Annotated in this window: 11 protein-coding genes and 1 pseudogene; 3 read left to right on the top strand and 9 right to left on the bottom strand. The window is 66.5% G+C overall.

What is annotated here, in order from left to right:
* Positions 1–77: 77 nt before the first annotated feature.
* From AC1REK_RS10040 to AC1REK_RS10050, 3 genes are all read right to left on the bottom strand, one after another.
* Positions 78–1,034, bottom strand: coding sequence for a G1 family glutamic endopeptidase (locus tag AC1REK_RS10040; RefSeq protein ID WP_492268157.1), 957 nt, complete (start codon positions 1,032–1,034; stop codon positions 78–80).
* 71 nt (positions 1,035–1,105) lie between these two features.
* On the bottom strand, positions 1,106–2,134 hold the full coding sequence (locus tag AC1REK_RS10045; protein WP_492268156.1) for a phosphatase PAP2 family protein: 1,029 nt from the start codon (positions 2,132–2,134) through the stop codon (positions 1,106–1,108).
* 48 nt (positions 2,135–2,182) lie between these two features.
* Positions 2,183–3,937 carry an adenylate/guanylate cyclase domain-containing protein gene (locus AC1REK_RS10050; protein WP_492268155.1) on the bottom strand — a complete coding sequence of 585 codons (1,755 nt, stop codon included), beginning with the start codon at positions 3,935–3,937 and terminating at the stop codon, positions 2,183–2,185.
* A gap of 645 nt (positions 3,938–4,582) precedes the next feature.
* On the opposite strand from AC1REK_RS10050, the gene AC1REK_RS10055 reads away from it, so the two are divergent.
* Positions 4,583–5,266, top strand: coding sequence for a Crp/Fnr family transcriptional regulator (locus tag AC1REK_RS10055; RefSeq protein ID WP_492268154.1), 684 nt, complete (start codon positions 4,583–4,585; stop codon positions 5,264–5,266).
* 24 nt (positions 5,267–5,290) lie between these two features.
* Here AC1REK_RS10055 and AC1REK_RS10060 read toward each other — a convergent pair whose 3' ends face one another.
* From AC1REK_RS10060 to AC1REK_RS10075, 4 genes and pseudogenes are all read right to left on the bottom strand, one after another.
* The gene (locus tag AC1REK_RS10060) at positions 5,291–7,033 is read right to left on the bottom strand and encodes a cache domain-containing protein (protein WP_492268153.1); all 1,743 of its coding nucleotides are present in this window, start codon (positions 7,031–7,033) and stop codon (positions 5,291–5,293) included.
* Between the two features lie 52 nt (positions 7,034–7,085).
* A complete protein-coding gene (locus AC1REK_RS10065; RefSeq protein ID WP_492268213.1) occupies positions 7,086–8,063 on the bottom strand; it encodes an ABC transporter substrate-binding protein in 978 nt (325 codons plus the stop codon).
* Between the two features lie 225 nt (positions 8,064–8,288).
* A complete protein-coding gene (locus AC1REK_RS10070; RefSeq protein WP_492268152.1) occupies positions 8,289–9,179 on the bottom strand; it encodes an MFS transporter in 891 nt (296 codons plus the stop codon).
* 91 nt (positions 9,180–9,270) lie between these two features.
* Positions 9,271–9,870 (bottom strand): annotated as a pseudogene (locus tag AC1REK_RS10075) (MFS transporter); the annotation flags it as partial.
* 86 nt (positions 9,871–9,956) lie between these two features.
* Here AC1REK_RS10075 and AC1REK_RS10080 point away from each other — a divergent pair.
* Entirely contained in the window at positions 9,957–10,745 is a 789-nt protein-coding gene (locus AC1REK_RS10080) for a helix-turn-helix transcriptional regulator (RefSeq protein WP_492268151.1), read from the top strand.
* A gap of 75 nt (positions 10,746–10,820) precedes the next feature.
* On the opposite strand, the gene tenA is transcribed toward AC1REK_RS10080, so the two are convergent.
* On the bottom strand, positions 10,821–11,486 hold the full coding sequence (tenA, locus tag AC1REK_RS10085; protein WP_492268150.1) for a thiaminase II: 666 nt from the start codon (positions 11,484–11,486) through the stop codon (positions 10,821–10,823).
* Positions 11,487–11,579: 93 nt separating this feature from the next.
* Positions 11,580–12,494: a MerR family transcriptional regulator gene (locus tag AC1REK_RS10090; protein ID WP_492268149.1), complete on the bottom strand. Its 915-nt coding sequence runs from the start codon at positions 12,492–12,494 to the stop codon at positions 11,580–11,582.
* Positions 12,495–12,682: 188 nt separating this feature from the next.
* On the opposite strand from AC1REK_RS10090, the gene AC1REK_RS10095 reads away from it, so the two are divergent.
* Positions 12,683–13,936: a GGDEF domain-containing protein gene (locus tag AC1REK_RS10095; protein WP_492268148.1), complete on the top strand. Its 1,254-nt coding sequence runs from the start codon at positions 12,683–12,685 to the stop codon at positions 13,934–13,936.
* Positions 13,937–13,990: the final 54 nt, after the last annotated feature.

Here is a 13,990-nt window from a genome sequence, read left to right on the forward strand (position 1 = left end):
TGGGTACCGGCTCGCGCCAGGAAAATGCGATAAAACAAGGGATCGGACTTCCGATTCAGGAAATCGCGGAAAACGCTCTAGGGCGCGACATAGGCCAGTTCCAGCCTCTGCTCCGGCAGGAGGACGCGGCGCGCGGTCGAGATCGTGCGCGTGCCGGGCGGGTTCGCGATCACCTCATACATGCGGATCAAGCGTGCGCCTTCCAGGTCGCGATCATGCAGGGTGGTGCCGTCGAGGGGACTGGATTCGGCGATGCAGCTGGTGAATGCGAAGGGTGAGTAGACGGGCATGGCGTACGCCTCCCAGCCATCCGAGGCCGGCGGGCTTGGCCGCTCCATGATCCATTCGGCGGTGGCGCCGCTGATCCGGCAGGGTGGCGGCGCCCAGGCTCTGAAGGCCTCCAGCATGACGTTCTGGGTGACGTTCCTCAGATTGCAGATGACCGAGGTCTCGTCGAACACGCTGATGATGGCGCTGATGGTGTCGCCATGGTTCACGGGCAGGCCGAGCGGCTGCTCTTCGGTCACCTGACCGCGCGCCCACCACTGGAACCAGGCATAGTATTCGCGCGCTCCTTGCAGGCCTTCTCCGCAACGCTGTTTCGTGCCGATCTGTGGCAGCGAGGAGTCGAGATAGGACTTCTGGCCATCGAGCCCGATCCAGGTCGAGCTGTGGTACTCAGTGGCGCGGGGATTCGGGGGAACCGATACCCTTGGTACCACCCAGTCGGCCATCACCGAGACGAAGCGGTGGCCACCGCGCGCCGCAAGGTAGCCGCCGGACCAGTTGACGCTCCTTTGCGCCGGCTGGGTCGTGGGGGCCGTCCGCTCGATCACGAAGAGGTCCATCGCGATGCTGGACGTCGGCAGCGCCGGCACGAAGCGCAAGGGACGACCATCGGCGAGCGGTTGCAGGAATGCGCGCCTGAACGCCGCCGCCTTGGGGTTCGACGCCATGGCGTCCACCGTCGGCAGGCCGTAACGGGTCAGCTGGCTGTCGGGCTCCGTCGATGGGTTGAAGCCGTCGGGCGGCATGCCCAAGCTCCGAAACCGGCTCTGCGGTGGCGTGACGGCGTGGCCGCCATCCGTGGGCTCCGGGGCGGGCATCACGGATAGGCCCTGTCGGGGGTCCATTCCAGCCTGGCCGCGGCGAGCACGGCACGCCCGAACGGTTTGAGCGCATAATCGTTCGGGTTCTGCGGATCGGGGGCGGTGAGGGTACCGAAGACCGCATTCGCCAGCAGTTTTCCGGCGGCAGAATCGCTCGGATAGTGCAGGCCGGCGATCTCGCGATTGCGCGCGACGCGGTGCGCCAGCGCATTCAATCCCTCGTTCAAGGCGTCAGTGTCGCGCTGGGGCAGCGGAGGGTCGACCAGTCCCAGCACATGCCGCATGCACAGCGCGATCAGATGGGCCTGCGTCGCATGCCCGCTCGGGTAAGCGGAGTGCCCCGGGACCGGCACCGGCGGCAGCAAGGCCGGGCACTGCCACGAGGGCCGCGGCCGGTTGAATTCGTGCTTGAAATGCAGCGCGGCGAACGAGGCGACGAGGCTGGCGATATGCAGCACGCGATAGGTGCGTGGATGCGAGCCGGGCGTCATCGACAGGAATTCCATGAATGTCGTGATGAACTCGACGTCCTGGCTCAGGATTTCGCCCAGCGCCGATGCCCGCTCGTCGCGCGCCATCGCGCAGAGCAGGTCGATCTCGAGCGCCTGCTTCGTGACCGGTACGGGCGCGTTCGGGTCAACATAACCGTTCAAGGCAAGCAGGATGTCGGCGAGGGCGTCGTTGATCGCATCGGGATCCCATTGCCCGGCGAAGGGGATGAGGACGCCAAATGCATACCAACGCGCGCCCCAGTTGATGTCGTCGAAGGCGACGGATGGAGCATCGTCGGCGTTGGCGCTCCGGAACTTGACCAGCCTTCTCGGCCCTGTGGTCTCGTCGCGGATGTGAACGGCCCGGCGAAGGTTGGCGATGCGTCCCGTTCCGCTGCCGGTGGCCGGGTAGGTTTCCGTGATGAAGGGAAAGTCAGCCCTGTCGGGGACGAACCAGCCGCCTCCCATGTCGCCGCTGATGCCGGCATTGCCCGTATTGCCGGTGTTGCCCGTGTTCCCCGTATTGCCGGTCATCGCTTGCCCCGCATGGTTGCTGCAACGGCACAGTCTTCAGGCCTCGGCTCAGTCAGGCAGTCCGGCCTCCCGCAGATGTTCGATCCATTGCTCCAGCACGACTGGCACGAACGGGCAGCGCGGCGCGTAGGAAGAGAGGCGGAAATCAGGCTGGATCAGCATCAGGCGGTCGGCCGCGCTCGCAGCCTCCGCCATTCGTCTCGCTGCGGCCAAACTGGCGGCAAGCGTCCGTAATGTAAAGCGAATTGAGGGGTTGTGGGCGGCTGCGCTGCGCGCCCAGCCGACGGCCTGATCGAAGTCGCCGTTGATGTAGTGCGCCTGGGCGAGAATGCCCTCATGCCAGAAGCGGTAGGGATCTGCAGGAGCCAGGCGCTGCCCGTTCTCGCCATGCTGGACCGCCACGGGCCCGTTGCCGACGAAGCCACGCGTCGCGCTGCTCATTGTCCAGGCCATCGCCACGCTGGGGCCTGCCTCGATCGCCCGGTCCAGGAAGCGCTGCGCCGTGTCGGTATCGCGCAGCAGGAAGGACTGGACGTGGCCATAGATCGCGAGCGCGAGCGCGTCATTGCCGTCGCGCTCGATGGCGGCGAGCGCCCGCTCGACAGCGACCTTCGCATCGCCGTCCGGATCGGGAGAACCAAGTTCGCCGACACGAAAGACATGCCAGAGCGCAGCATAGGTGAAGGGCGGCGCATAGGACGGATCCAGCGCCATGGCCTGCTGCAGCAGTCCCCGTGCCCGGGCGAAGCTGTCGGGGTCCATCTTGTAGAGCAAGTCGACCGCCTGGAGCAGGAGGTCGTACGCGGTCAGGTTCTGGGGGCGTTGGCACAGAGCCCGCCGCAGCTCGCGCTCGCGGACATGGGGTGCGATGGTCCTGACCAGCTTCAGCGAGATGCGGTCCTGCAGTTCGAACAGCTCGCCCACCTTGCCGTCATAGTGATCGGCGCTGACGATGGCGCCATTCTCGTTGGCGATCAGCTCGGTGCTGATCCGCACCCGGTCGTCGGACAGGGCGACGGTGCCGTCCATGACGTAGCGAACGCCGAGCTTGCGGCCGATCGCCACCGGATCGATCCGCCGCCGTCCATATTCGAGGGTCGAGCCCCGCGAGATGACGAACAGCTCCTTGAGGCCCGAGAGCGACTGGATGATCGAGTCGACGACGCCGTCGGCGACGAAGGTCTTGCTGGATCTTGCCCCGTTCATGCGGAACGGCAGGACGGCGATGGACGCACGCGCATCGACGCCGGCAAGGTTCTCGCCGATCCTTCCGGCCGGTCCCGAGCCCGGTTCGCAGCGCAGGGCGAAAACACGCACCGGCCGCCTGTGATTGCGCAGGTAGATCTCGCCCATGTCGGAGGAGAGCGATTTCGACTCGTCGTCGGCCTGCTCGAACACCGCCTCCGATATGATCACGCCGCCCGGCTCGGCATAGGATTGCAGCCGAGCCGCGACATTGACGCCGTCGCCGAAGATGTCGTCGTTCTCCAGGATGATGTCGGCGAGATGGATGCCCATCCGAAACGCGATGCGAAGCGCGACGGGTTGATCGGCAGTCGCGACAGCCAGCGCGCGCTGCAGGCAAAGCGCGCAACGGGTCGAGGCGGGCGCGCTGTCGAAGGTCGCGAGGAAGCCGTCGCCCGAGTTCTTGAAGATCCGTCCGCCATGCTCCTGCACGCAAGGGTCGATGAGGCTCGTGCGCAGGCTCATCAGGCGATGATGAGTCGCTTCCTCCGCCGCCTCGCTGAGGCGCATGTAACCGACCACATCGGCCGATAGGATGGCGGTCAGATGGCGTTGCATCTTCGCTACGAGGCTCTCACATCCGGACCGGGAAGCGTGCCGGTCGACGGCCAGTGCAAGATCAAGCGTCGCTCGATGCTGACATGAGAGCCGAGCGCGGTCCATCTCTATGCGGACGCGCGTCAGCGCCGAAGCCATCGGGCCGGTCACCGGCGAGCGGCCGAACCGGCCTTGATGCGAAGGTGGCTGTCGATATGGGATATTTAGATAAAACAGAGCCGTGTTCGCGTTATTTCGAGTCCCAGTAGAGGTTCTCGATGCGCGGTATCCCGATATCGCTCAAAGTGTGGTCGTCGAGGAGCTCCGTGCGGGAGGCCGCTCGCCGCTCGGTCCAGAGCCGAGACAGCCTGAGACGCAGGTCCCGCGCTCGGTGCGCAAGCCGCCCCAGAAAGGGGCATTCACCTTGCCGAGCAGTCTGCGCGATATCGCGCAAGGGCTCCAGATCTGCTATTTTCAGGGGTGTTTGATGATGATTTCTCGGTCTGCGCACGATAATTGCTCCCCTCCTGGATCGACTTCTCCCTGACCGCGGGGCAACCCGCGCCGGCTGATCGCAGAGGGTTCTCGGACTTTCCCGCTCCGCGTTCTGTGCGCGGGATCACATAAGCGTCAGCCTGCTCGGTAACCGGTCGTCGAGGTCGCGGGATGAACGAGGCGCGCCAACGCATTGCGAGCCTGCTGTCGGCAAACCCGTTCTTCTCGGGGCTGGTCCCGGGGACGCTCGAACGCATCGCGGGGATCTGCAGGCCGCATCATCTCGCTGCGCGCGCGGTCCTGTTCCTCAAGGGCGACGCGAGCGACGGTCTCTACGCCATCCGGCGCGGACTGGTCCGCATCGGCACGACGGATGATCTTGGCCAGCAGATGACGATGAACGTTCTCGGCGGCGGCGACGTCTTCGGAGAAATCGCGCTGCTCGACGGTCGCTCGCGAACGGCCGATGCCGTGGCGATCGAGGACACCGAGATGTTCTTCCTGCCGAGGCGCGACTTCCTCAGCTTGCTCAACAGCGAGCCCTCGATCGCGCTGCAGGTGATCGAGCTTCTGTGCGCACGGCTGCGAGACCTCATCGAACGGATGGAGGAAACGACCTTCCTGCCGGCCGGGACGCGGCTTGCTCGCCGGATTCTGCTGCTCGCCACCGATTATGGCGCCGAGGTCCATGCCTCGCAGGACGAATTGGCAGCGCTCGCCGGGGTGACGCGGGAAACGGTCAATCGTCAGCTTCAGAGCTGGAAGCGCGACGGCGTTCTCTCCCTCGGACGCGGGCGGCTGACGATCCACGATCTCGATGGTCTGAGACGGCTCGCCAGGACCGAAGCGTCCTGACTGGGCAGTTCGCGCCTGCCTGCGTCAGCCTCTACTCCGAGGGGAGCTCGTGCAGGCGAACACGGTTACCGGCTGGTCGAATCCCTTCAAGGCGCGAGCGCCGAGCTCGACGAGCGGCAGGCGCGAGCCGACCGCGCCTGCTGCGACGCTGTCGACGAGGATCTCGCTGTCGCCGGCATCGGAGCACAGCCGTGATGCGAGATTCACGACGGTGCCGATCGCAGTGTAGTCGAGGCGCCCTTCGGAGCCGATCCGGCCGACGGTAGCCGGCCCCATGGCGAGGCCGACCCCGAAACCGAGCCCGTGGTCGAGTTCCTGCCGTTCGGCCAGGAGCTTCTGCACATTCGACTGCATGTCACGGGCCATCTCGATGGCACGCAAGGCCGGGTCGGGGCAGGGCACGGGCGCGTTGACGAGAATCATCGCACCATCCCCGGAGAAGTTCGTCAGCGTCGCGCCATGCGCGCTGACCACTCTTTCGAGTGCGTCGTAATACTCGCCGAGCAGATGAATGACGGTCTCGGGCTCGGTGCGCGCCGAGAAGGCGGTGAACCCTCGCAGGTCGCAGAACACCACCACCGCTTCGACGCGGCGCCCGTCGAGGACGTGATCGTCGCCGCTGCGGTCGACCAGTTCGGCAACCTGCGGCGCGAGAAAGCGCTTGAGCCGGCCGATCCGTTCCGAGCGTTCCTGCGAAACCGCGAGCTCGCCCGCCATCTCGTTGAAGCGGCCCGCAAGGCGCTCCAGTTCGTCGCCCGTGGTGATCTCGATGCGGTGGTCGAACTGGCCCGCGCCGATTCTGGCGACTCCGTCTTCGAGCAGCAGGATCGGCCGAGTCATGCGCTGCGTCAGCCAGTAGGCGAGCCCTGCGGCCAGCGCCGCGCCGGCGATGAGCAGGCCCAGCGTGCGCCAGAGAGCCGCGTAGATCGGGCCAAACGCCTCGTCGACGGGCTGCGTGACGATGACGCTCCAGCCGACGGTGGAGACCGGTGCCATCGCTGCCAGCACGGTGCTTCCGGACATGTCGCGGCCGGCGATCGCCTCGCCGGGACGCGAGAGAATGGCGGCCCTTAGAGACCGCAGCGGCAGTGTCGCGGCGTCATCGGCGCGCAGCACCAGGCTGATGTCGGGATGGGCGATCAGGCGGTCCTGCTGATCGAGCACGAAAGCTTCTCCGGTGCGCCCGACCCGTATCGCGGACACCACATCCCAGATGAATTTGAGGTTGACCTCCGCGATGGCGACGCCGGCCGCCGGGCGGTTGCCGGCGACGGCAACGGTCATGAAGGGTTCCGAGCCGCGCTGAAACGTGACCGGCCCGAACCAGGCCCGCTCCTCGCGCGCCCCTTGCACGGCCGGGTTGGCGGATTGATCGTCGCCTCCCTCGACCTTGTTGAGGCCGATCCGCGATACGAACAGGCGTTCCTTCCCGGCGGCATCGACAAGACCGAGGCTGAGGACGGCGGGGACCTGACGCAGCAGAAGCAGGGCATCGAGCCTGCGCTTCTCGTCGGCTCGCTCCGACCACGGCAACTGAACTGTCCATCTGAGCTGGTCGCGGATTCCTTCCATGAAGTCCTGGATCTTCACCGCGGCCGTCCGCGCTTCGGCATCGAGCAGATCGTTCAGGGCGGCGCGTCGGTCGGCATAGCCGAACCAGGCCTCGCTGCCGCTCGCGATCAGAAGCGGCACGACGACCCCCGCGAACAGGGCGAGGAAGTACCTGCGGAACAGCGATGCCCGCGGAGCGGCGAAGGGTTCGGACACGGTCTTGGCTCATCGGTCGGCGCGCCGGCCAGGTCATTCGATCAGGCGAGGCTCATTCGATCACGAGGTCGGCACTGCTCAGAAGCGAGGGCGGGAAGGACAGGTCGAGCGCCTTCGCGGCCTTGAGGTTGATGCACATCTCGACTTTCGTGACGCGCTGGACCGGAAGCTCGGAAGGCTTGGCGCCCTTGATGATGCGGCCGGCATAGATGCCGGTATGCCGGTGCGACTGCTCGAAATCGCCGCCATAGCTCATCAGGCCGCCGGCGATCGGGAAGTCGCGGGATTGCGTGATCGCAGGCATGGCATGGGCGATGGCGAGCACGGCCAGTTGCGGACTGCGATAGGCGAAATAAGGGTCGGAGCTGAAGATCAGGCCTCCTGCGCGCATCTGTGCCGCGGCGGCGAACATGGCGCCGAACTCCGGTTCGGTGCTGGCTTCGAGAATGCGCAGTTCGAGGCCGAGGCTGGTTGCGGCCATCAGGAGGTTTCGCAACTGCGAATTCGCCGTGGGGCTGGCGGGGTTGATGGCGGCGGCGAACAGCTTGATGCCCGGGCGCAGCTCGCCCATGAACTCCAGCCGCTTGCGCGAGACCTCGACGCTCAGGCTGGAGACGCCCGTGAGATTGCCGGCCGGCCGGGAGAGGCTGTCCACGACGCCCAGGGCAATGGGGTCGCCTCCCATCTCGAAAACCACTGGAATGGTCGATGTCGCGGATTTCGCCGCGAGCGCGACTTCGGCGCCGCCTGGCGCAACAATGACGCTCACCTGGCGATCGGCCAGTTCCCTGGCCAGCTCCGGCAGCCGGCGGTACTGGCCCTCCGCCCAGCGATACTCGACGTCGACATTGCGTCCTTCCGCATAGCCGGCCTCGGCCAGCCCGGCACGGAAGGCCGCGAGGCGGCTGGCGTAACGGTCCGGTGTTTCAGAACCGAGATATCCGATCACCGGCAGCGACTGTGCGTGGGACGGCAAAGTCCACGATGCCAGCACGCCGCCACCGAGCGCGATGACCTCGCGCCGTGTCATGCGGACAGCAGTTTCGGCCGAGCCGGAGGGCACGAAACGCAAGGCCGTCTCTCCCAACCAACATTGCCGGTCAGCGAAGGCACTCGATCCTATCCCAGGTGCTTTGCGGCAGTATAGTAGTCCGCTCGGTCAGCAGGCCCCGGTCGCGGAACAATGACCGCGGTGGCAAGAGCCAAGAGCGAGGTCTCGCTTCCCAGAGCCCGCCACGAGGAGCGGTGCTCGCGGTCACTGGCGCGGCTCGCCTGCATCGATAACGCCGACATGCCGCAGCGAAACCGCCGCGAGCAAGGCGAGGGCGGTGACGCTCGCCGCGCTGAACATGGCGGCGGCGCTGAAGCCGGCGGTGAATGCGGCTTGCGCTTCCTCCAGCAGGCCGGCGGGCAGTGGCGGTGCAACTGCGGTGGCTGCCCATAAGCTGTCGGCGACGGCCTCACGCGTTTCGTGGCCGAGCCCCTCCGGTATGCGGTCGAGCATCGTGCGGCGGTAGACCGCGGTGGCGAGGCTGCCGAGCACGGCGATCCCGAGCGATACGCCGAGGTCCTGCACGGTCTCCGACATTGCCGATGCAGAGCCGGCCTTGTCAACGGGAGCAGAGCCGACAACGAGGTCGGTCCCCAGCGCCGCGATCGTGCCGAGTCCGAGATAGGCCAGCGAGAAGCCGGCGACGACGATCGTAGCGTCAGACGTGCCGCCATCCAGATGCGCCAGCATCAGATAGCCGATGACCGACAGGCCCAGCGCTCCGGCCACGACGAAGCCTGGGCGAACATGCCGGGCGATCAACGGGGCCGTGACGCCGGCGGCGACCATGGCGAGCGCCGGCGGCCCCATCCAGAGACCGGCGACGCGCGGCGAGAAACCGGCCACGAGCTGCAGATACTGCGTGACCAGCAGCATCGTGCCGCCGACCGCGACGAGGCCGAAGAGGAGCACGATCAGCGCGACGCTGAAGGCCCTGTCGGCGAACAGGGAAACATCGAGCAGCGGATCGGCGAGGCGTCGCTGCCGGCGCACGAACAACGCGGCGAAGACAAGCCCCATCGCGATAGCACCGAAGGGATGAAGTCCGATCCCATCCTTGGCGATCTGTTTGATGCCGTAGACCATGGGCAGCATGGCCGCGAGCGAAAGGCCGACGCTCGCAAGGTCGAGCCTGCCGGCCTTGGGGGGCGCGGTATTCCGGGAGCAGCATCGGCGCGAGCAGGAGCAGCAGGCCGATCACCGGTACGGCGACGAGAAACGCCGCTCCCCACCAGAAGCGCTCCAGCACAATGCCGCCGACGACCGGCCCCAGCGCCATGCCGAGCGCGAACATGGTTGCCCAGATTCCGAACCCGAGAGCGCGCTGCCGCGGGTCTACGAACATGTTGGTGATCAGGGCGAGCGTCGAGGGCATCAGGGTCGCGGCGGCCATGCCGAGCAGGGCCCGGGCCGCGATCAGCATGACCGCGCTCGTGGAGAATGCGGCGAGCACCGAGGCGACAGCAAAGGCTGCCGCACCCATCATCAGGAGCTTGCGGCGTCCGATCCGGTCGCCGAGCGTGCCCATGGTGATCAGGAAGCCCGCGATCATGAAGCCATAGGCATCCATGATCCAGAGCGCCTGCGTGCTGCTCGGTTGCAGATCGGCCGCGAGTGCCGGCAGGGCCAGATGAAGCAACGTCAGATCCAGGCCGAGCAGGATCGTCGGCAATGCCAGCAGGGCCAGCCCGAACCATGCGCGCGGGCCTGCCGTCGTCGCTGACGAAGCGGCCTCTTCGGCCGTTGCCTTTGAAAGTGGAAGATTGAAATTGTCCCGCGAAGTCATGCTGCCTCCTTGTTGCGGGTCGACTTTCGAGGCAGATTTATCCTGTTACAAGATTGCAATTTATCCTGTTACTAAAGGCAATAGCCTTGTCCGATCGCACCTTAGCGCGCACGCGAACAGATCTTTCCAACTTCCTGACAGGTCGCAGGAAAAAGCTCTCGCCGGTCGCTGCGGGGCTGCCCTTGTCCGGCCCGCGCCGCACGCCCGGCCTGCGGCGGGAGGAGGTGGCCGCGCTCGCGGGCGTCGGCCTCACCTGGTACACATGGTTTGAGCAGGGGCGCGACATCCAGGTGTCGGAGAGCTTTCTGCTCAAGGTGGCGAAGGTACTGAAGCTGGACGATGCCGAGTGCGGCCATCTCTTTCTCTTGGCGCACAGGCGACCGCCGCCGGCCGAAGCCTATCAATGGCCATCCGTCAGCCCGCTGATCCAGACCTTGCTGGATGAGCTCGTCCGGCCTGCTTATGTCGCCAATCTGCGTTGGGACGTCGTGGCCTGGAACGCGGCCGCCGACGAGCTGTTCGGCTTCGCCGGCCGCGGGCAAGCCGAGCGCAACATCATGCGCCTGGCTTTCGCCGATCCGGAGTTCCGCCGGCGCCTTCCGCACTGGCGTGAGGAGGCGCCGAGATTGCTGGCGCAGTTTCGCTACGATTTGGCGGCTGCTCCCGACGATCCGGCCATGCTTGGCCTGATCGATGAGCTCAAAAGGCTGTCCGCGGATTTTCGCCGCTGGTTCGAGCAGACGAGCACGGAGGAGTATGCTCGGGGGATCGGCGCCATCCTGAAACCGGATGGAAGCCAATCCGACTTCGCCCATGAAACGCTGATTGTGGACGAGTACCGGCACCTGAAAATGGTGATCCACTTTCAGAAGTAGCTCGTTCTCGGGGCTTCTGGTCGCCGTTCGCTTGGACGAGGTCCGAGCGGGACAGCACTTGGCGCGAATGAGGAGCTACTTCGCTCCGTCCAGCCCCATCTGCCAGAAATCGGCTTCGAGCCGCGAGGCCTTGCCGAACAAGGCGGCGAGGTCGGCGAAGCGCCGTTCGGTCATGGCACGGGCGGCGAGTTCGTCGAGATGGCGGCGGGCATCGCGGGCGACGTTCTGGAAGGCTTCGCCAGCATATTCGCCGATCCATTCGCGATAAGGGTGGCTTTCGAGCGCCGGGCCGATTTCTGCGGCGAGACGGGCTCCGATCTCGGCATAGCCGATGACGCAGGGCGCCAGCGCGACATGCAGGTCGAGCAGGTCGCCGGACTGGCCGCAATCGAGCACATAGCGGGTGTAGGCGACCGTCGCCTGGTGCTCGGGCGCCGCTTCGAGGTCGGCCGGCGACAGACCCCAGCGACCGCAGAGGCGGATGTGCAGGTCCATTTCGAGATCGAGGATCGCCGAGAGACCGGCTTTGGCCGCCCGCATGTCGGCGAGCGTGCGGCTCTTATAGGTCGCGAGCGCATAGGCGCGGGCGAACTGGATCAGGAAGAGATAGTCCTGGGCGAGATAGGTGCGAAAGGCCGCCTGCGGCAGCGAGCCGTCGCCCATCTGCCGCAGGAAGTCATGCTCGACATAAGCCGCCCAGTCTGCTGCGGCTGCGACTTTCAGCCTGTCGAAGATATCCATAGCGGCACCTCGTTCCCGGAGACGGAATCGGGCGCAGTGATAGCCAGCGCGGCGACGCGACGGAAGCGCCTGCGGGGCCGGCCGCCCGTGCTCCTAAAGCGCGAGCGCCGCCAGCGCCTCGTTGATCCACCACCATTCGCGCCCGGGCGCGTCTTCGCCGCGCAGGATGGCGAGCAACTGCTGATAGCGCAGCGATCGGTCGTGATGGCGGCGATACTGGTCGAGATGCCAGTCGCGAAAGCTCGCGTCCGGCGCGCGTTTCATCGCCTTCGCCGAGGCGTCCAGCCAGTCGCGGGCGATAGCCAGGCCGCTCTGCGAGTCCGGAGTCTCGCCCTTCGCCATGGCCAGGCGAATGGCGGCGAATATCCGCTCTGCTGCGGCGTGATAGGCGGCCGGATCGAAATCCGCGGTCCACATCGTCGTGGAATCCGCCTTGGCGCTGGCGACGAGGGCAGGGTCCGTCAGCATCGCCCTGAGTTCGGCGAAGGCGTCGATCTGCTCCGGCGTGGGATCCTCGGGCAGCTCCGGAGTGCCGGCCGCGAGGGCCTCGCGCTTCCACTCGGGGCTGATCCTGTCACCGGTGACTTCCTCGAAGAAGCGCTCGGTCAGGCTGCGCATGTCGGCATTGGACAGGCTGGTCATGGTCCATAATCTCCTGATGTCGTCCGGGGTGGGCTCAGGGTGGCGCAGTGCGGCGCGCAAGGTCGCGGCGATGCGCCGCTTTCCGGCGATCTCGGCTTCGAGCGCCGACAGCCGTAGCGCCAGCAGTTCGGCGAGCGAGGTCTTGCGGGCGAGGATGCCGCGGATCGCCGCGAGGCTGGCTCCCATGGCACGCAGTGCCTGGATCAGCGCGAGCCGCGCCGCATCCGCATCCGAATAGACGCGGTAGTTCGCCATGGTCCGGCTGGCCGGCGGCAGCAGGCCCTTGTCGGAGTAGAAGCGGATGCGCCGCACCGGCACGCCGCTGAGGCCGGAAAGCTCGCCGATCGTGTAGCGTTGGTCTGTCATGGGCAGGTTCGTAGCGTCTCCATCTGATGGAGGGTCAAGCGGCGCGCGATGCCTCTCGCGAGATCGCTCGAATGCGCGGCAATTGCGCAAGCGGCCCGAAACCTTCCCGGCTGAAACTGCACGGGCGCATCCGCTTCCGTTGAGCCGCGTCAAACTCCCATTAGCTTGTCGTGGCCAGGATCGCGCACGTGCAGAGCCCCCGAAACAGTTTCGCGCCCGGACGGGAGGTGCCCGCCGAGGCGCCGCCGCAGCGCGCTGCTTCACGGTGGCGCATCGACGGCCTGCATTTCGAGCCCAAGCTGGAGCACGAGTACCGCCTGCACATGCGGGCCGACCAGCGCACCAGCACCCTGGTCTGCCTGATCACGGCGCTCGGCATCTGGCTGATCTTCATCGGGCTCGATCTGACGCGGCTCGATGGCTGGGCCGCGATGCTCGCCGGCGACCGGGACGTGCCGCTCGCGATCACGCTGCGGCTGGTGACGCTGGGCGTCCTCCTGATCCAGATCAGCATGCTGGCGACGCAGCACCTGCCCAGCGCCTATCACCGGCTCTCGATGCTGGTGCTCGCCCTGATCGGCGCGACCAGCACCTTCATCGCCAACATGTTCAAGCTGCGCGGGCTGCCACAGGCGGATATCGCCCAGTTGGTCATCATCGCCGCCGTCTTCCTGCCGGTCGGGCTGACCTTCCTGCAAAGCTCCGCAGTCGCGCTGTTCGTCGCGCTGTTCACCGCGGCGCTCGGCTTCGTCATGCTGCGCGAGCCCGCCCATCTCACCGAGCACATCCGGCTCTCGATCCTGCTGTTCTTCGCGGTCTTCGTCGGCGGCGTCGGCGCCTGGCTGCGCGAGCGCGCCCAGCGTGACCAGTTCCTGCTGCGGCGGATGCTGCACGATCATGCGATGTCGGACCCGCTGACCGGAATCGCCAATCGCCGTGGGTTCGAGGACAACGTTGCCTCCGCCTTGCAGCAGGCGCGCCGCGACGGCGTTCCGATCGTCTTCGCCATCCTCGATGTCGATCATTTCAAGCGCTACAACGACTATTACGGCCACCAGGCCGGCGACGAGGCGCTGCGTCTGATCGCCGGCACGATCGCCACGGCCGGACGCCGGCCGATGGACCTGGCCGGGCGGCTCGGTGGCGAGGAGTTCGGCCTGCTGCTCTACGATGTCGCTCCGGACAAAGGTTTGGCACGGCTCGAAAAGCTGGTCGCCGCAATAGAAGAGCTACGGATCGAACACGCGGCCTCGCCGACCGCCGATCACATCACCATCAGCATCGGCGCGACGGCGTTCGACGGCCGCGAGCTGATGCCCGAACTCTACCGGCGCGCCGATGCGGCGCTCTATGCCAGCAAGGCGCTGGGCCGGAACCGCGTCGAGTTCAGCGCGACCACCAAGGTCGAGACGCTCTCCATGGAGACCCGCCGCCGGGCCTGAGGGCAGGCGGTCGTGCACGGATCCACCTGTCTCGCCGCGGCGACACCTGCTATG

The sequence above is a fragment of the Allobosea sp. GW823-FHT02B03 genome, from assembly GCF_058797755.1.

Bases quoted from the DNA above. Each gene is read 5' to 3' on its own strand.
- AC1REK_RS10040 (WP_492268157.1), bottom strand. From the start codon at position 1,034: ATGCCGCCCGACGGCTTCAACCCATCGACGGAGCCCGACAGCCAGCTG.
- AC1REK_RS10045 (WP_492268156.1), bottom strand. From the start codon at position 2,134: ATGACCGGCAATACGGGGAACACGGGCAACACCGGCAATACGGGCAAT.
- AC1REK_RS10050 (WP_492268155.1), bottom strand. From the start codon at position 3,937: ATGCAACGCCATCTGACCGCCATCCTATCGGCCGATGTGGTCGGTTAC.
- AC1REK_RS10055 (WP_492268154.1), top strand. From the start codon at position 4,583: ATGAACGAGGCGCGCCAACGCATTGCGAGCCTGCTGTCGGCAAACCCG.
- AC1REK_RS10065 (WP_492268213.1), bottom strand. From the start codon at position 8,063: ATGACACGGCGCGAGGTCATCGCGCTCGGTGGCGGCGTGCTGGCATCG.
- AC1REK_RS10070 (WP_492268152.1), bottom strand. From the start codon at position 9,179: ATGCTGCCCATGGTCTACGGCATCAAACAGATCGCCAAGGATGGGATC.
- tenA (WP_492268150.1), bottom strand. From the start codon at position 11,486: ATGGATATCTTCGACAGGCTGAAAGTCGCAGCCGCAGCAGACTGGGCG.
- AC1REK_RS10090 (WP_492268149.1), bottom strand. From the start codon at position 12,494: ATGACAGACCAACGCTACACGATCGGCGAGCTTTCCGGCCTCAGCGGC.